Source organism: Rhizobium sp. GW821-FHT14E12, assembly GCF_058803745.1.
Map to the genome: position 1 here is coordinate 228,511 of NZ_JBXAPH010000005.1, position 26,187 is coordinate 254,697.

27 protein-coding genes and 1 tRNA gene are annotated in these 26,187 nt (G+C 60.3%); 9 read left to right on the forward strand and 19 right to left on the reverse strand.

Annotated features, from left to right (window positions below; genetic code table 11):
• Positions 1–58: 58 nt before the first annotated feature.
• Positions 59–1,273: a ubiquinone biosynthesis hydroxylase gene (locus AC1RO0_RS20475; RefSeq protein WP_498594630.1), complete on the forward strand. Its 1,215-nt coding sequence runs from the start codon at positions 59–61 to the stop codon at positions 1,271–1,273.
• Positions 1,274–1,426: 153 nt separating this feature from the next.
• Here AC1RO0_RS20475 and AC1RO0_RS20480 read toward each other — a convergent pair whose 3' ends face one another.
• Positions 1,427–1,807 (reverse strand): winged helix-turn-helix transcriptional regulator, encoded by a 381-nt coding sequence (locus tag AC1RO0_RS20480; protein WP_498594631.1) that lies wholly within the window; start codon positions 1,805–1,807, stop codon positions 1,427–1,429.
• 154 nt (positions 1,808–1,961) lie between these two features.
• Here AC1RO0_RS20480 and AC1RO0_RS20485 point away from each other — a divergent pair, with 154 nt between their 5' ends.
• Together AC1RO0_RS20485 and AC1RO0_RS20490 are read left to right on the forward strand one after the other, a co-directional pair.
• Entirely contained in the window at positions 1,962–2,354 is a 393-nt protein-coding gene (locus tag AC1RO0_RS20485) for a DoxX family protein (RefSeq protein WP_498594632.1), read from the forward strand.
• Positions 2,355–2,394: 40 nt separating this feature from the next.
• A complete protein-coding gene (locus tag AC1RO0_RS20490; protein WP_498594633.1) occupies positions 2,395–3,141 on the forward strand; it encodes an SDR family NAD(P)-dependent oxidoreductase in 747 nt (248 codons plus the stop codon).
• 84 nt (positions 3,142–3,225) lie between these two features.
• Here the strand turns inward: AC1RO0_RS20490 and AC1RO0_RS20495 are convergent, their stop codons facing one another.
• From AC1RO0_RS20495 to AC1RO0_RS20510, 4 genes are all read right to left on the reverse strand, one after another.
• Entirely contained in the window at positions 3,226–3,414 is a 189-nt protein-coding gene (locus tag AC1RO0_RS20495) for a Trm112 family protein (RefSeq protein WP_047466290.1), read from the reverse strand.
• A gap of 8 nt (positions 3,415–3,422) precedes the next feature.
• Positions 3,423–4,082: an LON peptidase substrate-binding domain-containing protein gene (locus tag AC1RO0_RS20500; RefSeq protein WP_153369038.1), complete on the reverse strand. Its 660-nt coding sequence runs from the start codon at positions 4,080–4,082 to the stop codon at positions 3,423–3,425.
• A 220-nt stretch (positions 4,083–4,302) separates the two neighbouring features.
• Complete coding sequence (trxA, locus tag AC1RO0_RS20505; RefSeq protein ID WP_498594634.1) at positions 4,303–5,280, reverse strand: thioredoxin; 978 nt, start codon at positions 5,278–5,280, stop codon at positions 4,303–4,305.
• A 157-nt stretch (positions 5,281–5,437) separates the two neighbouring features.
• Positions 5,438–5,947, reverse strand: a complete 510-nt coding sequence (locus tag AC1RO0_RS20510; protein ID WP_498594635.1) for a prolyl-tRNA synthetase associated domain-containing protein — start codon at positions 5,945–5,947, stop codon at positions 5,438–5,440.
• 245 nt (positions 5,948–6,192) lie between these two features.
• On the opposite strand from AC1RO0_RS20510, the gene AC1RO0_RS20515 reads away from it, so the two are divergent.
• From AC1RO0_RS20515 to AC1RO0_RS20530, 4 genes are all read left to right on the forward strand, one after another.
• Positions 6,193–6,267, forward strand: a tRNA-Gly gene (locus AC1RO0_RS20515).
• A 334-nt stretch (positions 6,268–6,601) separates the two neighbouring features.
• Positions 6,602–7,153 (forward strand): sorbitol dehydrogenase family protein, encoded by a 552-nt coding sequence (locus tag AC1RO0_RS20520; RefSeq protein ID WP_498594636.1) that lies wholly within the window; start codon positions 6,602–6,604, stop codon positions 7,151–7,153.
• 146 nt (positions 7,154–7,299) lie between these two features.
• Positions 7,300–8,940: a GMC family oxidoreductase gene (locus AC1RO0_RS20525; RefSeq protein ID WP_498594637.1), complete on the forward strand. Its 1,641-nt coding sequence runs from the start codon at positions 7,300–7,302 to the stop codon at positions 8,938–8,940.
• 2 nt (positions 8,941–8,942) lie between these two features.
• The gene (locus tag AC1RO0_RS20530) at positions 8,943–10,361 is read left to right on the forward strand and encodes a c-type cytochrome (RefSeq protein WP_498594638.1); all 1,419 of its coding nucleotides are present in this window, start codon (positions 8,943–8,945) and stop codon (positions 10,359–10,361) included.
• 47 nt (positions 10,362–10,408) lie between these two features.
• Here AC1RO0_RS20530 and AC1RO0_RS20535 read toward each other — a convergent pair whose 3' ends face one another.
• Positions 10,409–11,836: an aldehyde dehydrogenase family protein gene (locus tag AC1RO0_RS20535; RefSeq protein ID WP_498594639.1), complete on the reverse strand. Its 1,428-nt coding sequence runs from the start codon at positions 11,834–11,836 to the stop codon at positions 10,409–10,411.
• 272 nt (positions 11,837–12,108) lie between these two features.
• On the opposite strand from AC1RO0_RS20535, the gene AC1RO0_RS20540 reads away from it, so the two are divergent.
• Both AC1RO0_RS20540 and AC1RO0_RS20545 read left to right on the forward strand, forming a co-directional pair.
• The gene (locus AC1RO0_RS20540; RefSeq protein WP_498594640.1) at positions 12,109–12,750 is read left to right on the forward strand and encodes a DUF1007 family protein; all 642 of its coding nucleotides are present in this window, start codon (positions 12,109–12,111) and stop codon (positions 12,748–12,750) included.
• A gap of 338 nt (positions 12,751–13,088) precedes the next feature.
• Complete coding sequence (locus AC1RO0_RS20545; protein WP_498594729.1) at positions 13,089–13,838, forward strand: MipA/OmpV family protein; 750 nt, start codon at positions 13,089–13,091, stop codon at positions 13,836–13,838.
• Here the strand turns inward: AC1RO0_RS20545 and AC1RO0_RS20550 are convergent.
• From AC1RO0_RS20550 to AC1RO0_RS20610, 13 genes are all read right to left on the reverse strand, one after another.
• The gene (locus AC1RO0_RS20550) at positions 13,779–15,110 is read right to left on the reverse strand and encodes a class I SAM-dependent methyltransferase (protein WP_498594641.1); all 1,332 of its coding nucleotides are present in this window, start codon (positions 15,108–15,110) and stop codon (positions 13,779–13,781) included. The two genes, AC1RO0_RS20545 and AC1RO0_RS20550, sit on opposite strands and share 60 nt — an antisense overlap.
• Positions 15,110–15,538, reverse strand: a complete 429-nt coding sequence (locus AC1RO0_RS20555) for an EamA family transporter (protein WP_498594642.1) — start codon at positions 15,536–15,538, stop codon at positions 15,110–15,112. Before AC1RO0_RS20555 ends, AC1RO0_RS20550 begins: the two co-directional genes overlap by 1 nt.
• On the reverse strand, positions 15,538–16,686 hold the full coding sequence (locus AC1RO0_RS20560; protein ID WP_498594644.1) for a GNAT family N-acetyltransferase: 1,149 nt from the start codon (positions 16,684–16,686) through the stop codon (positions 15,538–15,540). Before AC1RO0_RS20560 ends, AC1RO0_RS20555 begins: the two co-directional genes overlap by 1 nt.
• Positions 16,667–17,482 carry an alpha/beta hydrolase gene (locus tag AC1RO0_RS20565; protein WP_498594645.1) on the reverse strand — a complete coding sequence of 272 codons (816 nt, stop codon included), beginning with the start codon at positions 17,480–17,482 and terminating at the stop codon, positions 16,667–16,669. The genes AC1RO0_RS20560 and AC1RO0_RS20565 overlap by 20 nt, the downstream gene beginning before the upstream one ends.
• Positions 17,469–18,344 carry a fatty acid desaturase family protein gene (locus AC1RO0_RS20570; protein ID WP_498594646.1) on the reverse strand — a complete coding sequence of 292 codons (876 nt, stop codon included), beginning with the start codon at positions 18,342–18,344 and terminating at the stop codon, positions 17,469–17,471. The genes AC1RO0_RS20565 and AC1RO0_RS20570 overlap by 14 nt, the downstream gene beginning before the upstream one ends.
• A complete protein-coding gene (locus AC1RO0_RS20575) occupies positions 18,341–18,694 on the reverse strand; it encodes a DMT family transporter (protein ID WP_498594647.1) in 354 nt (117 codons plus the stop codon). The genes AC1RO0_RS20570 and AC1RO0_RS20575 overlap by 4 nt, the downstream gene beginning before the upstream one ends.
• Positions 18,691–19,644, reverse strand: a complete 954-nt coding sequence (locus tag AC1RO0_RS20580) for an arginase (RefSeq protein WP_498594648.1) — start codon at positions 19,642–19,644, stop codon at positions 18,691–18,693. Before AC1RO0_RS20580 ends, AC1RO0_RS20575 begins: the two co-directional genes overlap by 4 nt.
• 4 nt (positions 19,645–19,648) lie before the next feature.
• Positions 19,649–21,070 carry an aspartate aminotransferase family protein gene (locus AC1RO0_RS20585; RefSeq protein ID WP_498594649.1) on the reverse strand — a complete coding sequence of 474 codons (1,422 nt, stop codon included), beginning with the start codon at positions 21,068–21,070 and terminating at the stop codon, positions 19,649–19,651.
• Between the two features lie 20 nt (positions 21,071–21,090).
• Positions 21,091–21,774, reverse strand: a complete 684-nt coding sequence (locus tag AC1RO0_RS20590) for an MtnX-like HAD-IB family phosphatase (protein ID WP_498594650.1) — start codon at positions 21,772–21,774, stop codon at positions 21,091–21,093.
• 102 nt (positions 21,775–21,876) lie between these two features.
• Positions 21,877–23,256, reverse strand: a complete 1,380-nt coding sequence (locus AC1RO0_RS20595) for a sensor histidine kinase (protein ID WP_498594651.1) — start codon at positions 23,254–23,256, stop codon at positions 21,877–21,879.
• Positions 23,253–23,909: a response regulator transcription factor gene (locus AC1RO0_RS20600; RefSeq protein WP_007694608.1), complete on the reverse strand. Its 657-nt coding sequence runs from the start codon at positions 23,907–23,909 to the stop codon at positions 23,253–23,255. The genes AC1RO0_RS20595 and AC1RO0_RS20600 overlap by 4 nt, the downstream gene beginning before the upstream one ends.
• A gap of 93 nt (positions 23,910–24,002) precedes the next feature.
• Positions 24,003–24,809 carry an amidohydrolase family protein gene (locus tag AC1RO0_RS20605; protein ID WP_498594652.1) on the reverse strand — a complete coding sequence of 269 codons (807 nt, stop codon included), beginning with the start codon at positions 24,807–24,809 and terminating at the stop codon, positions 24,003–24,005.
• Between the two features lie 125 nt (positions 24,810–24,934).
• A complete protein-coding gene (locus AC1RO0_RS20610) occupies positions 24,935–26,182 on the reverse strand; it encodes an MFS transporter (protein WP_498594653.1) in 1,248 nt (415 codons plus the stop codon).
• Positions 26,183–26,187 lie beyond the last annotated feature (5 nt).

The following is a 26,187-nucleotide window of genomic DNA, read 5'->3' on the forward strand; positions in this document are numbered from 1 at the left end:
CCACGAACGGGATGTTCTATATAGAACAGGAAGTGACAGTAGGACACAGGGAAGCGCGATGTTGGACATGCTGGTAGTGGGTGGCGGTTATGTAGGTCTGGCCGCCGCGGTCGCCGTCAAGCAGGCAGCCCCCCATCTCGACGTCATGGTCGTAGAGGCCGCCCCGGAAACCGCCTGGAAAAAAGACATGCGCGCCTCGGCGATCATCGCCGCCGCCTCGAAGATGCTGGAGGTCTTCGGCGTCTGGGACGAGATCAAGCCGGAAGCCGAGCCGATCACCCGCATGATCGTCACCGATTCGCGCACCAGCGATCCCGTGCGCCCGGTATTCCTCACCTTCGACGGCGAAGTGACCGAGGGCCAGCCCTTTGCCCATATGATCCCGAACGTCGCCATGGTCGGCGCACTGCGCGGCGCCTGCGAACGCCTCGGCATCACCATCCGCCACGGCGTCAGCGCGACGGACTTCAAGACGGAAGATGCCGGCGTCACATTGACGCTCTCGGATGGCAGCACGCTGGAAACACGGCTGCTGGTCGCCTGTGACGGCGTCCGCTCCAAGCTGCGCGACATGGCCGGCATCAAGACGGTAAACTGGAACTACGGCCAGTCCGGCATCGTCGTCACTGTCGAGCATGAGCGGCCGCACAATGGCTGCGCCGAGGAGCATTTCCTGCCCTCCGGCCCCTTCGCCATCCTGCCCCTGAAGAACAACCGCTCTTCGCTGGTCTGGACCGAACGCACCGCCGATGCCGACCGGCTGGTCGCCTCCGACGATCTGCTATTCGAGGAAGAACTGGAGCGCCGTTTCGGCCACAAGCTCGGCGCGCTGCGCACGGTCGGCGACCGCCGCGCCTTCCCGCTTGGCCTGACGCTTGCCCGCGCCTTCGTCGCGCCGCGCTTCGCGCTCGCTGGCGACGCGGCCCACGGCATCCACCCGATCTCCGGCCAGGGCCTCAATCTCGGCTTCAAGGATGTGGCGGCCCTCGCAGAAACCGTGGTCGAGGCCGACCGCCTCGGCCTCGATATCGGCTCGATCAACACTCTCGAGCGCTACCAGACCTGGCGGCGCTTCGACACCTTCCGCATGGGGGTGACCACCGACGTGCTGAACCGGTTGTTTTCCAACGACATCACGCCCGTACGCGTCGCCCGCGATTTCGGCCTCGGTCTCGTCGATCGCCTGCCAAAGCTGAAATCCTTCTTCATCGGCCAGGCCGCCGGCACGGAAGCCAAGGATAATCCGCGACTGCTGGCGGGCGAGGCGATCTGAGCGGTTGGAGCCGAAAGAGAGCACGATTCGATAGCAACGTGCCCTGAACTGATAACCGAAATGTCAGCTTTGGCTCATAGTGGCCATCAAGGCAGTCCCTGTCCGACCTTACGGTGCTGAAGGAATTGCTTTGCCGATCGCCTCGACGGTCGCTCAAACATTTCTGGCTTTCCGGCCACGCGCGCTCGGTTTCGCCGGAACGCTCTTTCCATATTCGCTCCACCAAGCAGTCAGCGCTTCCATCGTGGGGCCGAGTCCGCGCGCCTTCTGCGTGATCTCATATTCGACGCGTGGGGGAACCTCGGCAAAGACCGTGCGTGACACAAGTCCGTCCGCTTCGAGCTCGCGAAGTTGTGCCGTCAGCATGTGTTGGGTGATGCCGGGAATAGCCTTTCGCAACTCACCAAACCTGTACATCCGCTGATTGAGAAGCCACATGATTTCGAGCTTCCACTTGCCGGAAAGCAATGCGAAGGCGCGCCGCATTTCCTCGTGCATATTGACTTCTTGATCGGCCATAGTCTGCTTTTCCATACTAACAGCAAGTAATTCATCCTACTTGCAAAGATCGATCTTAGACGACATTTTCCATTCATGCACCACGGAGCGCAGTAAAAGCGCCTTCAACACCAACGATATGCTCAACAAATGAGAATGTTGCTGCGTAACCAGCCACAAGGATGAAATCATGACAGAATACTACGCATACTGGATCAGCACGGCACTTTTGTCCCTGCTTTATCTGGCTTCAGCTCTTATGTACGCCACTAAGGCGGACTGGGTTCGCCAGGTTCAAGCGGAGCTCGGGTACAACGCCGCCTACCTCGTGCCGTTCATGATTGTTGTAAAGGTCCTTGGCCCCGTCGCAATCCTTTCACGCGTCAGCGTGCCGCTCAGCGATCTCGCTTACGCCGGCATCCTCTTTCACCTGCTGCTCTCCGGCATGGCACATCTCGGTGTTCGCAAGCCCGCCGGCGCCCTGCCCGCAGCGATTGGCCTGGCTCTCCTGGTAATCTCGTTCGCGACGCAGAACGATGCCCGAGATGTGCCGTCCCCTTACGCCCACGTTGCCATGCGCTGACACAGCGACAATCACAAACCTCAACCAAATGGAGATGAATATGGGTCGACTCGATGGAAAAGTCGCGATCGTCACGGGCGCAAGCCGTGGCATAGGCCGCGCCACTGCAAAGCTGCTTGCCGCCGAAGGTGCCAAGGTCGCCGTTCTTTCACGAACGTCCGAAAGCGTCGAACGCGTCGTTGCGGATATCGTTGAAGTGGGGGGCACCGCGCTCGGTGTTGTCTGCGACGTTAGCGAGGCCGATCAGATCAAGGCTGCGGTCGACAAGATCGTGGCAGCCTATGGCCACATCGACATTCTCGTGAACAATGCATTCGATGGCTCTGCTGTCCTGTCCTCGGTCATCGACCTGTCGGCGGAGCAACTACAGCGGAACTTCGATACCGGTCCGATCGCGTATCTACGCTTCATGCAGGCCTGCTATCCTCACCTCAAGGAAAGTGGAGAGGGCCGGATCATCAACTTCGGCTCCATGGCTGGGACGCTCGGGCTGGTCGGCTACGGCCCGTACAACATGGCAAAGGAGGCCGTGCGTGCTCTTACCCGTACTGCGGCCCGCGAGTGGGGCGCGGACAACATCACGGTGAACAATGTTCTGCCGATAGCGGATACATGGGGAGCCGCGGCAAAGGATGTTCCTCCGCCAGCCAGCGCGCTCGCCCGTTTCGGCTCTCCGGAAGATGACATCGCACCGGTCGTCCTGTTCCTCGCCAGCAAGGACTCACAGTTTATCACGGGATACAGCCTTACGCCCGATGGCGGCGCAATCATCGACAGCGCTCGGTGATCCTCAACGATTGACGAGGCGTAGCGTATGGCTGCGCCTCTTCATCCATTCCGGTCACATGCCAACCCCCAAGGAAAGACGACCTCAATCCTCGATACGCCGCGCTTCCGAGATCAGCATGATCGGAATGCCGTCGCGGATCGGATAGGCGAGCCGGGCCTTTTCCGAGACCAGCTCGTTCTTCTCGCGGTCATAGCTCAGCGACCCCTTGGTGAGCGGGCAGACGAGAAGGTCGAGCAGTTTCGGGTCGACCTTGCTGACGGTGATATCCATCGCAGATCCTATTGCAGCACAGAATCGGTGTCGCCAAAGCGGGCGAGCACGATTTCGATAATGGCGATGAAGGTTTCCGCCCTGGTCTTCAGGTCGGGCGCCTCCAGGAGCGCCTGCTTCTCGGCGGGCTCGAAGGGCGCCATCATCGCCAGCGAATTCACCAATGTCATATTGCTGGCGCGCTCGACGCTCTGCCAATCCGCCTCCAGCTTGTTGGCGTCGAGATAGGCGTGGAAGGCCGACAGCAGCGCGGCACGATCAACGGTATGCTCCTCGTCAGCCGACTTCAAATCGGCCATGAAAGGGGCAATACGGAAGCTGCGGTAGGGCTGGTGGCCGGTGACCTCGTTCATCAGCCGGAAGCGGCAGATGCCGGTCAGCGACGTGATGTAGCGGCCATCGCCGGTCTCGGCGAAGGAGGTGATGCGCCCGAGGCAGCCGACATGCGAAAGATTGGGAGTTTCCGACGGCTCGCCGAGCGCCGGCTGCACGATGCCGACCAGCCGGTTGCCGGCAATGGCGGCATCGAACATGGCGAGATAACGCGGCTCGAAAATATTGAGCGGCAATTGCCCTGTGGGCAGAAGCAGGGCACCGGATAGAGGAAAGATGACCACCGATTCCGGCAGGTCGCTCGGCTTCAGATATCTGGCATTACCGACTTGCATGATTTCCGTCCCGCTACATCACTGCGCCGCGCATCCCTTGGGATACACAGGAACGACGCCCGGCGGCGATTGCTCCATCCCACGCCGCGCCACAGAACAATGTGGCCTCGTCCTGCGAAAACACAAGAGTATTTCCGGGAAAAGGTCACAGCCTTTCGCTTTCCCGTCCAATCGAGACAAACGAGGGCTCCCGGTAGGACGCCCTCGCTTAAACGACACCTTAGGAAAACAGGATCGACGACAGCTTGCGCCGCGCGGCGATCGTCGCCGGATCCTTCGGACCCCAGACCTCGAAGAATTCCAGCAGCTGCCGGCGCGCGCCGTCATCGTCAAAGGCGCGGTCGCGGCGCATGACCGTCAAAAGATGCTCGGCCGCCTCGTCGCGCTTGCCCTCGACATTGCGGATCTTGGCGAGCTTGACGCGCTGCTCGTGATTGTCGGGATTGGCCGCCAGCTCCTGCTCGAGCGCCACGGGATCGCCGAGCTTGCGGGCTTCCTCGATCTGATCGAGCTTTTTCACCACGGCCTGGATGCCGGCGTCGTTGGCAAGCGTTTCCGGCAGGTCCGTCAGCGCCTCGCGTGCACGCTGGCTCTGGCCGGCGGCGATCATGCATTCGGCCATGCCGGCCAGCGCCTTGGCATTTTCCGGATCGGCCTGCAGCACCGCGCCGAACAGCTCGGCCGCACCATTGATATCGCCCCCGGCGAGAAGGCCGGTTGCCTCTTCCAGAACCGCTGCAATCTCCGCCGCCGGATCGCCCGCGCCACCCGCCGGACCGCCAAGGCGATCGATGAACTCACGAACCTGGCTCTCGGGAACAGCACCCATGAAGCCATCGGCCGGACGGCCGTCGACGAAGGCGATGACCGCCGGGATCGACTGGATGCCGAGCTGGCCAGCCACGGAGGGATGATCGTCGATATTCATCTTGACCAGCTTGACGCGTCCGCCGGCCTCATTGATGACCTTTTCCAAGACCGGCGTCAGCTGCTTGCACGGACCGCACCAGGGTGCCCAGAAATCCACCAGCACCGGCTGGTTGCGCGATTCCTCGATAACGTCCTTGGCGAAATTCGCCGTCGTGGTGTCCTTGATCGGCGAAGCGCCGCCCGAGGCCGCGGGCGCAGCGCCAAAGGAGGCAGAGGCCGACATCTGGCCACCGAAGGAAGCGTTATAGGGATTGTTCGAACCGCTCATAGATGTCTCCCGCCTGCCGGCATTCCGGACTTTTAAAACATGAGCCCCAAAAACGGGGCATCGCTTTGCATAAGATCATGCTCGATGAAATAGCCATAGCGACAGCACACTTCGAAGATATGTCATATCTGCCGCATTGTAGCGCTAAAATCGTACGTTAGCCCGTCACTTTCAAGACTAGCGGCGCATGACCCGTCGCTTCCATGAAGCGCAGCAGGTCGCCGCTGGCAATCGACGTCGTCGCGTCGTTCGACAAGGGATGGCAATTGACGATATCGTGCGCCATCAATTCGGCATCCAGCACGAAGGTGACATTGCCGCCCGTATCGTTGATCGCGCCGAATGCCGTCACCGAACCCGGAATGACGCCCAGATATTCCATGAGCTTTTCCGGCTTGCCGAAGGAGACCTTGCTGGCGGCACCGATCAGCGTGTGCACCGTCTTCAGATCGACGCTGGCGTTTTCCTCGACCGTCAACAGGAAGAAGTTATCCTTCTTGTCCTTCACGAAGAGGTTCTTCGTATGTCCGCCGGGAATCTCGTCGCGCAGCGACACCGATTCGGCAACAGTAAACACCGGCGCATGATCCTTGGTGCTGTGGGAAATGCCGAGTCCATCCAGAAAGCGGAAAAGATCGTCGCGGGTTTTCGGGCTATTCTCGGTCATGGCGTCTCGCAAAGAAAATTTGACGCGACCCTGATACGTCGCCCACAATTCCTTTGCAATCTTTGAGACGACAAAGCCCGGCGTTTCCGGGCTTTCCGGTAGGCATTGAAAAAAACCGCGAATTTTTCTTCGTGACCTCGTCATTTCCCTGTTGCATTTGAAAAACGATTGGGCCATATAGCGCCCGTCGCCGCAAGACGACGCCGAACGGTCCAACACACTACCCCGGACTGTTGTGGATATGAGCGGGTGTAGCTCAGGGGTAGAGCACAACCTTGCCAAGGTTGGGGTCGAGGGTTCGAATCCCTTCGCCCGCTCCATTTTTCCTAACAAAAGCAATTGCCAAGCTCGCTCGATGAGCGAGGCATGCTTTACGGCTCCCACTAGGATACCACCGGTAGCGTTAAGCTGAATGCAATCGCTTGGGGCATTGGGCGATGCGAATTTGGCATCACACCCTCCAGCCACTCGATGCGGCGCGGTCGCGAGACTCAGCCGCTCAACCTCAGTGCTACCGTTGATTTTTGTAATTCCGATAATTCGGCTTTGCTGAAAGTCGGATTGACTCTATCGTATGCAATGCATAGATTTTCGTAATATTCCTGCCGTGCGCCTGCGTTAAATATGACGAAAACTGGCTGACGAGGCATCTTGATGGACATAACCGACCCGTCTCGCGATGACTGTCCCGAGGAATTCAATCTCACACGTCGGAAATTGATGCTGGGCGGCGCCCTGTTCGCTGGCGGCATGCTGCTGTCTCCGGAGATTTCGGCCCAAACTCTAGGTGCGGTCGCGCCGGAGGTTTCGTCAAACTTCATGGACGTGTCGTCTCTCCTCATCGACCATCATTTGGATCCTGAGGTCGGGGCACGCATGGCTGCCGCCATGCTGCGGATAAATCCGGAAATTGCGCAGGATATCGGCGCAATTATTGACATTGCGAAGAAAAAAAACGCCAGGATCGTCGAGGATTTCTTCGCCGACATTCCGGAGGGGCGCCTGAAGGACACGGCCTTGGCCATCATTTCGGCCTGGTATACGGGCGTGGTGGAAAATTCCGCCACCGCGGAGGTCTTCGCCTTCGAGATGGCGCTGATGTACCAGCCGACCCATGACGTCATGACAATCCCGACCTACGCGATATCCGGTCCGAACGGATGGAATGCCGAGGCCCCGCCTCTCAGCAACATGCCGACATTCTGACAAGAGCCGCCCGGTGCGCGAAGGCGCGTTGCGGGCGGCTTCAAGCAATCGAGCGAGACGCCCCCGTGAAAGACTTTGTCATGGGATCGGCTTGCGGCGAGGTTTGACGTGCCTATTCGAGCCTTTGGTTAGTTGGAATCGATAAGATGGCAAACGATTATAGTGCGGACGTCATTGTCGTTGGAACGGGCGTTATCGGTTGCCTTGTCGCCGAGCAGGCGCTGGACGCAGGCCTATCCGTTCTGATGCTGGAAGCCGGCCCTCGCGTGGAGCGCTGGCAGATTGTTGAAAATTATCGCAACGTACCGCCGCGCTTCAAGCAAAATTGGAACGCGCCCTATCCGGCAAAGCCCTGGGCACCGCATATCGAATCAGAACTGGTAGACGCCACGACCGACTACCTGCAGCTGGAGGGGCCGAACGGCCGTGCATATCGTCAGGGTTATGTGCGCTATGCCGGCGGGGCTACGTGGCATTGGGCGGGTATCTGTTGGCGGCTGCATCCCGATGATATGCGGATGAAAAGCCTTTACGGCGTCGGCCGGGACTGGGCGTTTGATTACAACACACTTGAGCCATACTACACGCGCGCCGAATATGCGCTGGGTGTGTGCGGCCCGTCCGAGGTCGAGCTGCAATGGCCACCATTGCCGCGCTCCAAGCCCTACCCGATGGGACGTATTCCCTTAGGCCCGGGCGAGCAACGTTTTACGGATGCCGCCGCACGCGTTGGCGTCACCAATCTTCCCGCCCCCCAGGCGCGCAACAGCGGCGTTTCCTACGACGGACGACCGCCTTGTTGCGGCAACAACAACTGTTTCCCGGTCTGTCCGATCTCCGCGAAATATGATGCAGCATCGGCGCTGCCGAGGATCGAATCAAAGGGCGGCAGGATTCTTGCCAATGCGGTCGTCTACCGGGTGGAGACGGATGCGAAGCAAAACATCCAGGCTGTCCATTTCTTCAATCCCAACAAGGAAACGCAAAAGGTCGTCGGCAGACTTTTCGCCATTGCCTGCAATGCCATAGAGACGCCGAAACTGCTCTTGATGTCCAAGGACGAGCGCAACCCGAACGGCGTTGCCAATCATTCGGATCAGGTCGGGCGCAATCTGATGGACCAGCCCAAAATCAGCGCACAGATGGTGCTCTCCGAGCCGATGTGGACGGGCGTTGGCCCTGTGCAGGGCAGCAGCATCATGATGACGGGGCAAGGCGCTTTCCGAAGCGAACATGCCGGTGCCATGCTTCGCTGCGAAAATGCGGCTCTGAGCGCCGTGGGCGGTCTAGCAGCACTCTCGAAGGGGCTGGTCGGCAAGGCGCTGGACGCGGAGATTCGCAGGCTCTCGGCCTGCACCGCGCGACTGACGATCGAGCACGAGATCCTGGCGGATCCCAATAACCGGCTGACATTGTCGGATAAGAAGGACTGGCTGGGGCTCAGCAAGCCGAATATCTACTATGATGTCGGCGACTATGTCCGCCGCAGCCATCAGGAATATACCCTGCCGCTGCTGAAGAAACTGATCGCGGAGCTTGGCGCCGTCGAAAGCAGCATCGCCACGACCTTCACCAATAGCGACCACATGATGGGGAGCTGCATCATGGGCACCGATCCCACCGACTCTGTCGTCGATGTCGACTGTCGCGCGCATGATCATCCGAATCTTTTTCTGCCGGGCGGCGCGGCGATGACGACGGGCGGATGCGGCAACAGCACCATCACCATGGCGGCTTTGGCCGTGAAGGCCGCCGATGCCATCGTTGACCAATTAAAGCGGGGCTGAGCGTGGACACTCTCTTCCGTCTCTTCGGCGCTGCAATCTGTCTGATGTCCGTGAGTTCGACGGCCTTCGCCGCCGACGATGATGCGCAAGCGGCCTCCATTAAGCGCGGCGCCTATCTCGCCACCGCCTCGGACTGTTCCGCCTGCCACACGGCGCCAGGTGGCAAGCCATTTGCGGGCGGACTTGGCATCGTCTCCCCGGTGGGCACGATCTTTACCACCAATATCACACCCTCTGCGACTGCGGGCATTGGGCAATACACGGAAGAACAATTTGCCCGTGCCGTGCGGGCGGGCGTTCGGGCCGATGGTGCCAACCTCTATCCGGCGATGCCGTACACGTCATACAACGTGCTGACGGACGCAGATATCCACGACCTCTACGCTTACTTTCAGCACGGCGTCGCACCCGTCGATACGGCGCCGGCGCGAACCGCACTGCCGTTTCCGATGAATATTCGCCTGTCGATGATGGCGTGGAACCTCCTGTTTCTCGGCAGCGGCCATAGCGAGGCCGATGCCACGCAATCGGCCGAGTGGAATCGCGGCAAATATCTTGTCGATGGGGCGGCGCATTGCAGCACCTGCCATACGCCGCGCGGCTTCCTGATGCAGGAAGTGTCTGCGCAGTATCTGGGTGGTGCGCAGGTTGGCCAATGGTATGCGCCAAATATCACCTCGGATGCCGTCAGTGGCATTGGGAGCTGGAGCAAAGACGAACTGGCTCGCTATCTGGCGACCGGCTCGCTGCCCGGCAAGGCGCAAGCGGCGGGCAGCATGGGGGAGGCCGTCGAGCACAGCTTCTCCCAGCTCACGCCGGACGATATCTCGGCGATATCAACCTATATCAAGACCGTGCCGCCGCTGCGCGATGCGTCGGATGAGCAGTCCCGGTTTGGCTACGGCAAGCCCGTCTCGCAGCTTGCAAGCTTGCGCGGGGCGAACCCGATCCGCTCCGATACGGACGAGCAAGCCAGCGGCGCGGTGCTGTTTTACGGCAATTGCGCCTCCTGCCACCAGGCTTCCGGCCAAGGCAGCAAAGATACCTATTATCCGAGCCTGTTCCACAATTCGGTGACAGGTGCGGCCAATCATAGCAATCTGATCGCCACAATCCTGAACGGCGTCAACCGCACGACGCCCAAGGGCCAGGCCTTCATGCCCGGCTTCGGCGGCAAGGCAAACGACATCAATGCTCTGAACGACGCCCAAGTCGCGACGCTGGCGAATTACGTGATTGAGAACTACGGCCGCGCCGGCACCCCGGTCACACCCGCCGATGTCGCCCAGGTACGGGCCGGCGGCCCTTCGTCTTCACTCCTGCTGCTCGCACGCATTGGCATCGCCGTGGCCGTCATTGTCGGCTTGGCGATCTTGCTGCTACTTGTTGTTTGGCGGCAGCGGCGAGCCAGAGCGGCTTAGCGGGGCGCGAGCCATGCGGAGCCGGGATTGTGGATCAGCCGACCCGCTCAGGCTTCATCGTAACCGACGACGCCCTTGATCTCCGTGAATTCATGCAGGCCGAACTTGCCGTATTCGCGGCCGTTGCCCGACTGCTTGTAGCCGCCGAAGGGGGCCATCCCATCCCAAGCGGAGGTGTTGAGACGGACCGTGCCCGCGCGCAGCCGTCCGGCAAGCAGCCGCGCCTCCTGCGGATCGCCCTGGATATAGGCAGCAAGGCCATAGGGCGTGTCGTTGGCGATCGCCACGGCCTCGTCCTCGGTCTCGTAGCCGATGATCGACAGCACCGGCCCGAAGATCTCCTCGCGGGCGATGGTCATGGAATTGGTCACGCGCGTGAACACCGTCGGGCGCACATAATAACCCGCATTGAGATGCGACGGCCGCCCAAGGCCGCCTGTCACCAGTTTGGCGCCCTCCTCGATCCCTTTGGCGATCAGCGCCTGGATTTTTTCGAACTGGAGAGCGCTGACGACTGGGCCGAGTGCCGTGCGCGGATCCGAGGGAGCGCCGACGACCAGCGTCGCCGCTTCCCGCGCCGCGATCGCACCCGCCTCGTCGATACGCTCGGCCGGCACCAGCATGCGCGTCGGCGCATTGCAGGACTGACCGGAATTGTTGAAGCAGCGGCGCACGCCACCAGCGACGGCAGCCTCGAAATTAGCGCTGCGCAACACGATATTCGGGGACTTGCCGCCGAGCTCCTGATGGACGCGCTTGACGGTCGGGGCGGCGGCCTGCGCAACGGCGATGCCGGCGCGGGTCGAGCCGGTGAAGGAGACCATGTCGATATCCGGATGGCTCGACAGCACGGCGCCGACGGTCGGGCCATCGCCCTGCACGAGATTGAAGACGCCCTTGGGAACGCCTGCCTCTTCGAGGATCTCGGCAAAGATGATGGCATTGAACGGCGCAATCTCGGAGGGTTTCAGCACCATGGTGCAGCCTGCCGCCAGCGCCGGCGCGACCTTGCAGGCGATCTGGTTCATCGGCCAATTCCAGGGCGTGATCATGCCGACGACGCCGACCGGCTCGTGCACGATCCGGGTGGAGCCTTGCATATAGTCGAACTGGAAAGCCTCGAAGGCTTCGATCGTCTTCTCGAAATGGGCAACGCCGATACCGGCCTGGTCCGACCGCGCCATGGCGAGCGGCGCGCCCATCTCCCGGGAAATGATGTCGCCCATCTCGTCGTTGCGGCGTCTCAGGATCTCAAGAATGCGCTTCAGCAGTGATAGCCGCGCATCCCGCGTTGTCCGCGAAAAGCTGTCGAAGGCGGCGCGCGCGGCCTTGATCGCCTTCTCGGCATCCGCGGCCGAGCCCAATGCGATCGTCCCCATGGACTGCTCTGTCGCCGGATCGATGACCTCAAGCGTCTTCAATACCTCGGGATCGACCCACTTGCCGTCGATATAGAATTTGTGGGCGTGTTCCATGTCCGTCTCCATCGCTTGACCGTCTCGTATTTCCCAGATCGACTAGCAGAATAACCTGCTAATCCCGAGGGCGCTGCCGCATATTGTCCGCTGCCGGCAGAAGATTCCACTGTTCCCGGACAACGCGGCTCATTATTCTTCGGCAGATCCCATCGAATTCCGAGAACCGGTGCAAGCCCGGATACCACTCCACCTCCTGGGGTCTCAAATCAGTCTCAATTGACGTTCAGGTCTGGGCGACCAAGCTGCGGACAGATCACGGTAGAGCCTGCATGAAACGACAAACAATCCTGCTGCTCGCGATGCTGTCGCTCCTGCCCGTCCCGGCTCTCGCCCATCCGCATATCTTCATCGACGCGAAATTCGAGCTTGTCGCCGCACCCGACGGCTCGATCAGCGAGCTGCGCAACATCTGGCACTTCGACGAAGTCTTTTCCTCCTCGGTCCTCATGGATTTCGACAAGGGCGACAATCAGACGCTGAGCGCGAGCGAACTGAAAGCGATCGGCAAGACGGTCAGGGATTCGCTTGCGCAGTATAATTACTACACAAACGTCACCAGCAACGGCAAAGCGGTGCCGATGGCCAAGCCCGATGCGATCCAGGCCGATTACAAGGACGGTTCGCTGACCCTGACTTTTTCGCTAAAGCCCGAACAGAAGACCTTCCTCAAGGGAACCACGATCTTCGGGATCTATGACAAGACGCTCTACACAGCGGTCGATTTCGCCACCGACGACGATATGACCATCTCCGGCGCAGCCTCCGGTCGCTGCAAACGCAAGGTTGTGAGGCCCAACCCCAAGGAAGTCATGGCGGAGAACCAGGCGGCGCTGACCAGCATGTTCTTCAGCGATCCCAAGGGCACGGACTATTCGTTGCTCGTCGCGACACGGCTGGAAGTCCAGTGTTGATCCCATACGAGGGACCGGGAAATGCCGTCACGACGAAAAAACGATAGCGCCCCGTTTGGCGCCGATTTTTTCAGGTTCATGAAATGTTGCGCCGCTATTCTCGCCCGTACTTTCGCAATCGCGACGCTGGAAAAGATCATTCGTCCATGACCGGTTGCTTTTGAACTTTTTGCTGTTTTGGGAACCGTAAACTGCGCTAACAATGTCGCAGGGGCGTCCAGGGATCGGGTATTGTCAGAGTGTTAGTAGTCGAGACATCTTTCTCTGCCCGGTTGCTGGCGCTAACCGGGATTGGTCTGGTGACCATATGCACAATCGTCGCGTTTCCGGCATCATCCATGGCGCAGGACGCCACGAAGTCCACCTCCGACACCTGGGTCGTGACGCTCGGCGCCACGGTGGAATACGGTCCCAATTATGAAGGCTCGAAGCATTATTCCTTCAGCGCCTTGCCGTCCTTCGACTTTTACCGCTTCGGTGAGACCCCTGAATACAGCGCCCCGGACGACAATTTCGACTATACGCTCTTCGATCTCGGCAATCTCGAAATCGGCCCCGTCGTCGGCTTGAGGGATGATCGCCTGGATCTCAACAATCTGCATCTGCAGAGTGAGCGTAGGGTGCGCTGGAATTTCGATGCCGGCGGCTTTGCACAATATTGGCTGATGGACAATCAGCTTCGGTTCCGCACGGAAGTGCGCCAGTCCCTTTGGGGCGGCGACGGCCTGGTCGCTGACCTTGCGCTCGATTGGTTTCAGCCGGTTGGCGACAAACTGGTCCTGTCGGCGGGGCCACGCATGTCGCTGGCAAACTCGACCTACATGCGCAGCAACTTCGGCATCTCTGCGGGTCAAGCCGCAAGAAACGGCCATGTCAGGGCCTTCGACGCCGGCGGCGGCCTGAAATCGGTCGGCTTCACGGTGGCTGCGACCTATACGATCACGCCCGAGTGGAGCGTGCAGGTCTATGGTAAATATAACCGTCTGGTGGGCGACGCCGCAGACAGCCCGATCACCTCGCAGTTCGGCTCACCCAACCAGAATATTATCGGCTTTACCCTCAACAGAACCTTCAACATCAACTTTTGAGGCGCTGCGTGCTTCATGATCGGCGATATAATTCCGCGTTAGCGGCAGCACGTCGTTGCGCTTGGTGATCTGGATCTGGAAGACGACGAGATCCTCGTAGCGGAAGGCCGCTTCCGCGGTCGAAAGATAATATTCCCACATGCGGCAGAAGCGCTCGTCATAGAGCTTCGCCACCTCGTCCCAGCGCGCCATGAAACGCTCGCGCCAGCTTTCGAGCGTGTAGGCATAATGGAGGCGCAACACCTCGACATCGGTGATCGTCAGTCCTGCCGCCTCGATCTCGGGCACAATCTCCGAAAGTGCCGGAATATAGCCGCCGGGGAAAATATACTTGTCGAGCCAGGGCGTGGTGAAGCCCGGTGTCGCCGAACAGCCGATGGTGTGAAGAACCATGACGCCGTCATCCTCCAGCAGCTCCGCGCATTTGCGGAAGAAGGTCCGGTAGGACGACAGACCGACATGCTCGAACATGCCGACGGAGACGATCCTGTCGAAGCGGCCGGTCAGGCTACGGTAGTCCCTGAGCGCGAATTGCACTTCCGCCGGCGCTCCATTGAGGCTGGCCGGCACCCGTTTCGAGGCATAATCATGCTGCTCCTCGGAGAGCGTCACGCCGAGGACATAGCCGCCCGGCGCCTGCTCGGCCAGATGCAGCGCGAGACCACCCCAGCCGCAGCCGATATCGAGAATGCTGTTGTCCGGCCCGATCAAGAGCTTGGCGGCGAGGTGCCGCTTCTTGGCCAGCTGCGCCTCTTCCAGCGATTGGTCGGGATGCTCGAAATAGGCGCAGGAATATTGCCGGTCCGGGTCGAGGAACAGCTCATAGAGCCGGCCATCGAGATCGTAATGATGCGCGACATTGGTCTTCGAGCGTCTCGGCAGGTTGCGATGACGGAAGATCCGCAGCTTCGTGCGGAAATGGTCGATGATGCGGGCGATGAGCGGATGCGTGCTGTTCTGCGCCTCCCGCAGCATCATCGCCACGAAATCATAGAGCGAGCCATGTTCGACGAGAAAGCGGCCATCCATGTAAAGCTCGCCGAGCCTTGCATCGGCATCGATCAGAAAGGCCCATTGCGCGCGATTGTCGGTAAAGCGGACACAGACGAGCTCCCCGCTGCCATCGCCGAATGTCAGCGCCCGGCCGCCCGCCGTCATCACGACCAGCGATCCCCGCGACACGATGCTCGACAGCGCTCTCTTCAGGCTCCAATCCGCAAGGCTGAATGCTATTATGTTTTGACGGTGGTCTTCCGCTGGCAATCCGGACATTATCGATCCTCACCGCTGTGGGGGCGTAGCGAGCCGCGCTTCGCATGCCAGTCGTCGCCGCTCGTCGCCTCGCTGGCCGCGCCTGCGATCAGCCAAACGCCCGTCAGGATCAGCCCGCTGCCAACCACCTGAAGGCCGACGACCGGTTCGCCGAAGACGAGCCAGCCGGTGGCGATGATCAGCACGTAGCTGATGCCGGAAAGCGGGAAGGCCCGGCTGAGATCGAGCTCGGAAAGCACGTTCATCCAGATAAAGAAGCAGGCGATCTCGACGGCGATCGCCGCCAGGATCCAATGCGAACCGAGCGCCTGCCACAGCCAGCCGGCCCCGGTCGCGCCACCCAATTGCTCGGCCCCATGCTTGACGAAAAACTGGAACAGCGTGTTCAACACCGGCACGGCAAGCCAGGATAGGCGCATGGACGACATCACTGGCCCGCCTCGTCTGTTGAAAGCAGTGGCGAAACCAGCCGCAATATCTTCTGGAGAAAGGGATTGCGATGCCGGAAGAACATCGTATTAGCGGTCAACTGGCTCCCGAGCCGCACCTTGTTTTCATAATAGGCCTGACCGCTCTGATAGCGGCCGACCCCATGCTCGAGGCAATAACGCAGATTGGTGAACCAGCTGAGAAAATAGAGATTGTAGGGCCGCCCCTCCTCGCCATCCATGCAGAAGAACTTGTCGATGGCGACATGTTCGTCATGCACGATCAGATTGGCGGCCAAGAGCCTGTCTTCGACGAAATAGAAGACGCAGAAGGAACGGCCGCGCATATGCGCGAGGATACCCTCGAAATAGTCCGGGGTCAGCTCCTCGAACTGCCATTCGCTGCGGTTGCGCGTGTCATGGTAAAGCGCCATGACCTCAGGCAGGAAATCGCCGAAATCCGTCCGCATTTCGACCCTGACCTGCTCGAAGGATTTCAGCTTGCGGCGCATATCCTTGCGGGTGCCGGAAGAAAGCCTGGCGAGATATTCGTCGATCGTCTTGAAATCCACGTCGAGCCAGGCGGTCGGCAGGCCGCCGATCGAGGCATAGCCGCGGCCTAAGAGCAGGTCGCCGAATTCGGCGGCTACCGGCGCGGGAATATCCTTGATCCCCATCAGCGAGCACTCTTCCGTGGCCGCAAGCTCCTCGAAGAACGACAGCAGCTCGGCAAACAGCACCGCGCGGCGTTCCGGCGGCACGTCGGGGTGAAAACCGACCGCGCCTGTTTCGGTGCAGGGAGAGCCGAGGCAAGCAAGACGCAGCGTCAGGAAGCCCGGGAAGCGTTGTCGTATGCGGCGCACCGCCTTGCGGAGCCGGCCTTCCTCCAGCGTGGTGTCCAGGGCATAGGCACAGAGGAAAACCGGCATGGCGGCACTCACCCGTCCGTCCTCGACGATGGTGATATAGCGCCATTCGAAGCCGCTAATATCAGCTTCCTCTATAGCCAGCAGGCAATCATAATCCTCGACCTGACCGCGAAAGCAGGCGTTCCAGGCATCGCGGCCGATGGCGCGGATGCTGAAATGCACCTCGGCAACCGGATCCCGGTCCGTCGTCGGGAAAGATTTAGGCAAGGGCTTGAGCATGGCTTGCCTCGAAAAAGTCGGCGGTGAAATCCGCCACCTGGCGATGCTGACGGTCGACATGGATCATGTGGTAACTGTCCTTGATCCATCTGAGCTCGTGCGGACCGCCGATGTGGTCGGAAATGTAGCGCGCATGTTTGGGGCTACTCAGATCATCGTCCTCGGCGTGCAGGATCAGCGTCGGCGTCTTCATCTGCGGCAGCCGGCCCCTCAGGGTCTTGCCCAGCCGATGCATTTCGACCAGCCCCTTGCCGGGGAATGTTTCGAGAACGCCCTCGCCCGCCATATTCCCGATCAGCCGGCGCATGCGCTCGTCCTTGATCCCGAGGGATGCTGTCTCACGGAAATTGAGACGGTCGAGAAAGGGAATGCGCGACAACCAGCTGATCTGCGAGGACAAAAGCGGATAGTAGAAGGGCACATCCCAGCCGTCATAGTGAAAGCAGGGGGAATAGATCGCCACGGCACGGATCGTCTCCGGCTGGCATTCGGCCGCCAGCATCGAAAGCTTGCCGCCAACGCAGATACCGGCGGCGAAGACCTCTTGCGCTCTTTCGGCGAGCACTGATGATGCCTGCACGACGCTCTCCAGCCAGTCCTCCCATCGCGAGCGCCGCAGCGTGCCCGCATCCACCCCATGGCCAGCCAGCAGCGGCGCATAGACGCTGTAGCCCTTGCGATTGAGGTGGCGCGCGACCAGCTTCATTTCAGCCGGCGCCCCGGTCAGCCCATGGATCAGGAGGACACCTTTTCCATTGGTGCCCTCGAGATAGAAGCTCAGTTCATCGGCTTTCATGAGAAAGCTCCGCCTGCCGGTTCTCCTTGGCCATGAAACCAAAGGCGTGGCAGGTGCTGATCACATGCGTGCCGGCCTTTTCCTGCTCTTCCTTGATTTGCTCGTGCAGGGTCGGCAGTTTCGTCCAGTGGGTCTTCGGGCGGTAGTGATGTTCAGCATGGTAACCATTGCCGAACCAAAGCCAGTTGTAGAACGGCTTGTGGCTGCTGACACCCCAAGCGATCGGCTCGTCCGGGTCGCCGTGCAGATGCTCGTAATAGCCGTTCAACGACGACAGGCAATTGCCGAGATAATAGAAGGGCACGAAGAACAGCACCGCCTTCCAGTCATAGATCAATGCAATCGCTGCGAGACCGAGAAAGAAGAACAGCTCGAACCGACCCCATTTCGCATCGAAGGGGCGGCGGCGGGCGATGGCCTTGTGGATGTCGCCGAGACTGTCGCGGAAGAAGCTCAGGAAGGTGTAGGACCACACATTCTCCGGCTCGCCGTTACGACCGTGGCGGTAGATCGATAGCATGTCGATCGTCTCGCCCTTGTCATCCGGCCGGTCGCTATTGCCGGAGTGATGGCGCATATGCACCCAATGATAATAGGTCTGCGAAAAACCGATCGCGACCGATTCCAGCAGGCTGAAGGCGTAGTTCATCCAGCGCGGCTTGAAGTAAGGCGTGTGGATGAAATTATGGGATATGCTGTTGATGTTCCACGAGATCGACACGGCATAGAGGCAGCCGAGAATAGCCGAGAGCCACAAGGGCCGGCTTTCGAAGCCGACGATCAGGTAGACGTCGAAGGCAAGATGCGCCACGGCGGCCAGAACCGGCGCCGCATCCCATCTGGTATGAGCAAAGATTTTCATAGTCCGGTTACTCCCACACAGGCCACGCCGGCGGTCACCAGGAACACGCCCATAGCGTGGCGGAGATTGATGTTTTCCTTGAAGATCACGCCCCCGGCGAGCACGATGACCACATAGCTCAGCGCCATCAGCGGAAAGGCCATGGTGAGGGGAACGCGTTCGAGCACGGCGGTCCAGGCGAACAGCTCGACCGCCCAGAAGAGAATGCCGAGCCATGTGATCGGCTTGGCCAGCGCGACACGCAATGCGCTTTCGCTCGCCGATTGTTTGAAGCAGACCTCGCGCGCCGTTTCCGCCAGCACGCAAAAAAGGATGAGGCCGAGCATCGGAAGGGTCAGGCTGCCGCTCATCCCATATACTCCGCCAGCACTTCGAGCAGCGCGTGATTTGCAGCGCTATTGATGTTTCGGGTCGCCTCGACCTTCGGCCGGATGCGCGGCTGATCGATGAAGATTTCGGCCCGCTTCATGAGTTTGGTCCGAAGATCGCCGGCATAGGTTGGCGTGGAATAATCGCCGATAACATCCGCGCCGATGATCCGATGCCGGCTACCGATTTCGCTGATCAGCGCCAGGAGATAGGGCAACCGCATGCGGCCCTGATCCCAGTTGGTGACCGCATCGTCGGCGGCAAGCACATCCTTGTCGATCGTCAGGTAAACCGCCTCGGTGCGAATCCGGCTCAGCATCCGGTCGATGAAATTGTCCTCGCCGATCTCGGCGATGGATTTCCAGTGCAGAGCGCCCTTGTCCTGCCGGTAGCTGGCGCCGCTGCCGTAGTCGGCCAGCACCCGGCTCGGCGGATGCTCATAGGGGTAGAGTTCCAGCTTGCCTTCGCCGAGCCAGTGCAGATTGGCACCCTTGCGCTCGGGACTGCGCAGATCCCGGCTGCAAACGCCGATGGTGATGACCTTCTGGATATTGCGGTTCGCAAGGGCGCTGTTGACCCAGGAACCGCAATGCATGCCGCCTTCGAAGGTGACCCAGTCGGGATGATTGTCGAAGTGAATGAGGGTCGTCGCAACAGGCTGGCGCTCCAGAGCCCCGTCGAGAAGCAGGGCCGTCACATGATGAAAGTCGCCCGAGCCCATGAAGCAGAGCTGTGGATCCTTGCCGAGCGAGGGGGTGCTCTTGGCAATTTCACGGCCGAGTTCGGCAAGCGCATTCTGCTTGCCCCAGAGCCGGATCGCCTTGCCGGCTCCCTTGTCGAAATACTGGTGCGCGCCGGCAAGCTTGCAGGCGCGCACGAAATCGGGCTGCAGCTCCAACGCATCATCGAGATGAAGAAGAAGGAGCTGCACCGTCTTATCTCCGGGCCGCGCGCGTTAGGAGCTGGTCGAGCAGGGCAAGTGCCAGATCGATTTCCTCACGGGTGATGAGCAGGTTCGGCGCGAAGGTGATGACGTTCTTGTGGTAGCCGCCGACGTCGAGCACAAGGCCGTACATCTTGGCGCCGACCTGCAGGTCACCCTTCATGCCTTCATCGCAAAGCCAGTCCATCGTCGCCTTGTCCGGCGTGTAGCTGTCGTCCTTGCAGATCTCCATCCTGAGCGCGAGGCCGAGACCGTCGACTTCGCCGACGATGGCATGACGCTTCTGCAACTGTTTCAGCCCGTCGAGGAAATAGGCGCCCTTGGCCATGATGGCCGTGCCGAAATCTTCCTCTTCCAACATTTTCATCGTTTCGAGAGCCACGGCGGTCCCCATCGGATTGCTGGCGAAAGTCGAATGCGTGGAGCCGGGCGGGAAGATGGTCGGGTTGATCATCTCTTCCCGTGCCCAGACGCCTGAAAGCGGGTTGAGCCCGTTGGTGATCGCCTTGCCGAAGACGAGAATGTCGGGCGAGACACCGAAATGCTCGATCGACCACAGCTTGCCGGTGCGGTAGACGCCCATCTGGATTTCGTCGACGACGAGCAGAATGCCGTGTTCGTCCAGCACCTTCTTCAGCTCGACGAAGAAGTTCATCGGCGGAATGACATAGCCGCCCGTGCCCTGGATCGGCTCGATATAGAAGGCGGCATATTCCGACTTGCCGGCCTTCGGATCCCAGACGCCGTTATATTCGCTCTCGAACAGACGGGCGAATTTCTGGACGCAGTAATGCCCATACTCTTCCTTCGACATGCCCTTCGGGCCGCGAAAGTGATAGGGGAACTCGACGAATTGCGCCCGGTCGCCGAAATGGCCGTAGCGACGGCGATAGCGGTAGCTCGAGGTGATCGCGGACGCGCCGAGGGTGCGGCCGTGATAGCCGCCCTCGAAGGCGAACATCAGGCTCTTGCCGCCGGTGTAATTGCGCACCAGCTTCAGCGAATCCTCAACCGCCTGCGAACCGCCGACGTTGAAGTGAACGCGGCCCTTGTGCCCGAACTTGCTCTCGGCGTCCTGGGCGATCATCGCCGCCAGCTCCACCTTTTCGCGATGCAGATATTGCGAGGCGACCTGCGGCAGCCGGTCGAGCTGGCGATGCGCGGCGTTGTTCAGGCGTTCGTTGCGATAGCCGAAATTGACGGCGGAATACCACATCTGCAGGTCGAGGAACGGCGTCCCGGCCCGGTCATAAACGAAAGAACCCTCGCACTCTTCGAAGAATTTCGGCTTGGGCGAGTAGTGGACGGTATCGCCGTGGGAGCAATAGGCCTCCTCGAGGATGCGCAGCTCGTCCTCGGACTTGATGGGCAATTGCGTCTCGCCATTGAAGGCTTCGGCTACATTGGTTTTCATTAGATGCCTCTTGGTCTTGTTCATGCAGTCTTGGAATGCAGCAGCGCGCGCTGTCCGCGCGTAACGCTGGGAAGAACGGCTTTCATTTTTGGAAGCAGGTCGGTGAAGGTTTCGAAGGCGACATAGGGGATGCCGCGGTCTTCGCAGTAGTCGATCAGCTTGGCCTTCGCGAAGACGAGATCGACCTTGTCGGACACGCAGAAATCGCTACGGCCATCGCCGATATAGATCTGCAGATCGGGGCTCTTGACGACCCGGCATTTGCAGACACCGGAGCCGGACAGGCAGCCGCTTGCCGTCGGCGACGGGAAGAGGGAATAGGATTCCCGGCCATCGGCAAGGCAATAGCTGAGCACGTTGGCAACGATCGGTATGTCGCCAATGCCATGGCGCGTCAGGATACGGCGAATGAAGTAATCGACACCGTCGCTGACGATGGTAACGGGCAGGTCGCTGCCGCGGCAGCACGCCAGGAACTCGTCAAAGCCGGGGTCGATGCTCGCCGTATCCAACAGGGCGTCGATGTCCTGCCGGCTCGCCTCGACGAGGGCGATCTGGCGGCGCATGCACTCGCCCGACCCCATCAGCCCTTGCTTCCACTGGCGTTCTATATCTTCCCACTCTGGATCGGCGAAACGGGATAACACCATATCCGTCGCGTCTTCGATGGAGATGGTTCCATCAAAATCGCAAAACACCTGCATGAAACGCCCTTTCGCCTTGTCCTAGGGTTGCGTTTAACAACCGTGGATGAGCCAGGCATGAGGGGAAAATGATGCGAAAATGAAATCGTGGTAAAGTTGACTCTATTCCGTCCTGGGCAATCGCAGGTCGACCCGCAGGCCCGAGCCCCAACGCGGGGTGGATAGCTCTATCGTGGCGGCGAGCCGGTCCGCCGTATCGGCTACGATTGCCAGGCCAAGGCCGGCGCCCTCGGTGTGCAGCGTGTCGATCCGATAGAAGCGCTGGAAGACGGCTTCCCGTTCGTCGGGCGGAATACCCGGCCCGCTATCGCTGATCGATATCAGCCAGAGCCCGCCTCCAGCGGTGATCATGACCTCGATCCTGCCGGCAACCGGTGTGTACTTGATGGCGTTGTCCAGGAGGTTGCTGACCATCATGCGCAGCAGCGATTCATCCGTCTTCACCTGCGCCGCCTCATCACCCTCCAGCACGACATCGAGCTGCCGGCTGTTGATGATGTTGCCGAACTCCGCCAGCACCGACGCCACCATATGATAGAGCGGCACCGGCGTCGGATTGAGAGGATGATGGCTGACCCTTGCCAGTCGCAGCAATTGCTCGATCAGATGGATGGCGCGATTGTTGCTGGCGACGAGATCGGCGACGATCGCCTGCCGCTCCTGCTCGCTGTCGCTGTTGCCCAGCATCTGCAGCAACAGCTTCACGCTGGCCTGCGGGGTACGCAGCTGATGTGCCGCAAGATCGGAAAAGCGCCGCTCGAGCGTCAGGGAATGGCCAAGCTTCTCGAGAAGCTGATTGATCGACCGGCCGAGCGGCAACAGGTCCCGTGGCAGGCCTTCGACCGGGATCGCCGAGAGATCGTCGGGCGACCGGGTGCGGATCTGGCGCACCAGCCCGTGGATCGTTCGAAGGCCGCTATTGATGCCGAGCCAGATGAGAAAGCCGATGACCGGCACCAGCACCAGCAGCGGAAAGAAGAGATTGAGCAGGATGTTGGAGACCAGCGTTTCGCGAAGGGCGATCTTTTCGCCGACCTCCATCACGATCGTCGAATTGGGTATCGGCAGCGAATAGACACGCCACTCCTCGTCGCGATAGGTGATGGTGGTGAAGCCGACCTTCTGCTGCGGCACATCCGACAGGAACGCCGTGCTGCTGTAGAAGCGGATATGGCCGTCGTCCCAGGCGCGGAACATATGGGCATCGGCATAATCATCCGCGTCCTCGTTGAAGGCGAGCTGATTGTCCATGTTGAAATCGATATCGTCGATCTGTCTCGGGGCGCGGTCGGGCTCCCTCTCCAGCGGACGGCGCAGCAGGCCCCAAATGATATTCGCGTCGTTTATGAGCTGGGCATCGTAGATATTGTCGATTTCGCGTGTCGCGCTGTTGAACGCAAAAGCGCCGACGACAACGATCGTGACCACCACGACCGGCGCTATCCTAAGGAAAAGCTTGCGGGTAAGTGTGGAATTGCTCATCGCTCGATCATGTAACCAACGCCGCGGATCGACTTGATGAAATCGCTGCCGAGCTTCTTGCGCAGATTGTAGATAGTCACCTCGATCGTGTTGCTCTCGACCGTGCTTTCGGCATCGTAAAGCGCATATTCGATATCGTTCTTGGTCACGTATCGGCCGCTGCGCTCCATCAGAAGCTTCAGCAGATGGAATTCCTTGGCCGTGGTGTGAACCTGGACATCACCCTTGCGGGCAACCATCGCCGAGGGGTCGACCTCGATATCGCCACAGCGGATAACGCTTTCCGTTCGTCCGTCGCGACGGCGGATCAGCGCGCGCATGCGGGCAAGTAGCTCATCGAGATCGAACGGCTTGACCAGATAATCGTCGGCGCCCTCGTCCAGCCCCTCAACCTTCTGGCGTACGGCATCGAGCGCCGTCAGCAGCAGGACCGGCACCGAATTTCCCCTCTGCCGAATGCCCCTCAAGACCTCCATGCCGCTGAGCCGCGGCAGGTTGATATCAAGCACGATTGCCGCGAAATCCGAATGCTGGGCCGCTTCGAGACCGGACTCGCCATCGCGCATCCAATCGACGCCGTAGGCATGCTTCTCCAGGGCCTTCTTCAGGGATGATCCGAGGATATTATCGTCTTCAACTAACAGAACACGCACGGTCGATCTCGCTTCGCCGATGGGAATTATGCACCCGATGTGAACCGCAATTGGAGCGGCCTTGTGGCAAAGCCATCGAGCCTGCTCACGGGCTCAATACTTGAACAGATTTCGCGGCATAGCAAGAATCTGGCTTTTTTCGCCCTCGTCCGTCGCCAGCTCATCCAAAAAAGCCAGGTTACCGGCATAGGTCTGCGCCGCCTCATGCTGGGTATGCGGCCAGTCACTGCCCCACATGAGATGGTCCAGACCAAAGGCATGACGCAGCAGGGGATAGGCCTGCCGGGCGAAATCTCTGCCTTCCGGTCCATTGCGATAGGGAGCGGAGAGCTTGACGTAGACCCGCCCCGACGACCCGAGCTCCAACAAGGCGCGGAAGCCCGGATCGGCAATGCCGAGCTTAGGATCGGGCAGGCCAAAATGGTCGACGACCACGTTCATCCCGTTGTCCGCCAACATTTGCGCGATCGGCACGAGGTCGGCGGCGTTGCGCTGGATCTCGATCTGCCAGTCGAGTGATTTCAGTCTCGCCAGCAGGTCTCGCCATTCCCGCGTCGAAAAATCCGGCAAGGCCTGCCCAACGAGGTTGAGACGGATACCGACCACCCCGGCTTCGTCATAGGGAGCGAGTTGCTCCAGCGAGGTGCCGGGGTCGATCACCACAATGCCGCGCAGTCGGCCGTCCGCCGCTTTCAGGCAATCGAGAAGATAGGAATTGTCGGCTCCGAGGAAACTCGGCTGCACAAGCACGCCATGGGTCAGCCCATTCTCGTCGAGCTGACGCAGATAGGCATTAAGGCGGGCGTCGTAGTCCGGTGCGTAGCGCCTGCCCGGCGCCAGCTTCAGCCTGCGGTCAAAGACATGCGCGTGAGTATCGATACGAAAGGGGGATATAGTCATGATGTTGATCGCTATGCAGCCCGGACCCATGGAGACCATGGATCCGGGGCCATCGAGAAGCAAGCCACGGCGGCGATGACTGAGCTTTCAATCATGATGGCATCTCGCGACATTCGGTTGCAAGCCTATGATTGCGCCGAAGAAGAGGGCTGTTCGAATACCTTGCCGCGCGTTTCCGGCAGCATGAACACGGCGACCAGCACCAGGGAATAGGCGAAGGCCGCATCGATGCCGATGGCAGGACCGAGCCCGATCCTGTCGCTCAGGTACCCGACGAGCAGTGGGAAGCCGGCGGAGACAATCCGGCCGAAATTATAGCAGAAGCCCACCCCGGTTCCGCGAACACCGGCGGGGTAAAGCTCACTGAAAAGTGCGGCCATGCTCGCTGGAATACCGGCCGAGAAGAAACCGAGCGGAAAACCCAGAAACAACATCTGCCAGTTCGACAGCGGCGCGAAGATGTAGATCAGAACCGTCGCCACGCAGGCACCCGCGAAAATGGTCACATTCATGCGCCGGCCAAGCCGGTCGCTGAGCATTCCGCTGACAATGCAGCCGCAGAAGAAGGCAACGATGATCACGGCGAGATAGGCGCTGGAGCCAAGCACCGAGAGCTGGCGAACCTCGCGGAGATAGGTCGGCAGGAACGTCGTCAACGCCGCATAGCCCCCATGTGCTCCTGTACCGAAAAGTGCGCCAATCAGGGTGAAACGCAGCACTTCCGGACGGAAGATACCCGCAACCGTCTGCCAGAACGGCGGCTGGTCGGCTTTCGCCGTTGCTCGCCGCGGCTCCGGGATGCCACGGCGAATGAAGATGATCAAAAGCGCCGGGAGCAGCCCCAGCGCGAAGAGCAGGCGCCATGCGATGTCATGCTCGACAAAGGTGAAGACGATGGCGGACAGCAGAACAGCCACACCCCAACCAACCGCCCACGCGCTCTGGACCGCGGCAAGCGCCCTGCCGCGATTTTCCGGCCGGATGATTTCGGCCATCAGCACGGCACCGCAGGCCCACTCCGCACCGAATCCGAGACCCTGGATCGCCTTCAGCACCAGAAGCTGGTTATAGGTGGTGACGAAGGCGCAGGCGAAAGTGGCAAGCGCGAAGGTCGCGACCGTAATCTGCAATGCCTTGACCCGGCCGAAACGGTCGCCGAGCGCGCCACCGAACCAGCCGCCGATGGCACCGAAAAACAGTGTAATCGAACTGAGGAGACCGGCATCGGCCTTCGTGATGTCGAAAGCGATGATCAACGCCGGGATCGCCAGACTGAACATCTGAACATCGAGCGCGTCGAGCCCCCATCCCCCGAAACTCGCCCAGAACGTCTTGCGTTCCACCGGCGAGCACTCCTTGTACCAATTAGACATCATTC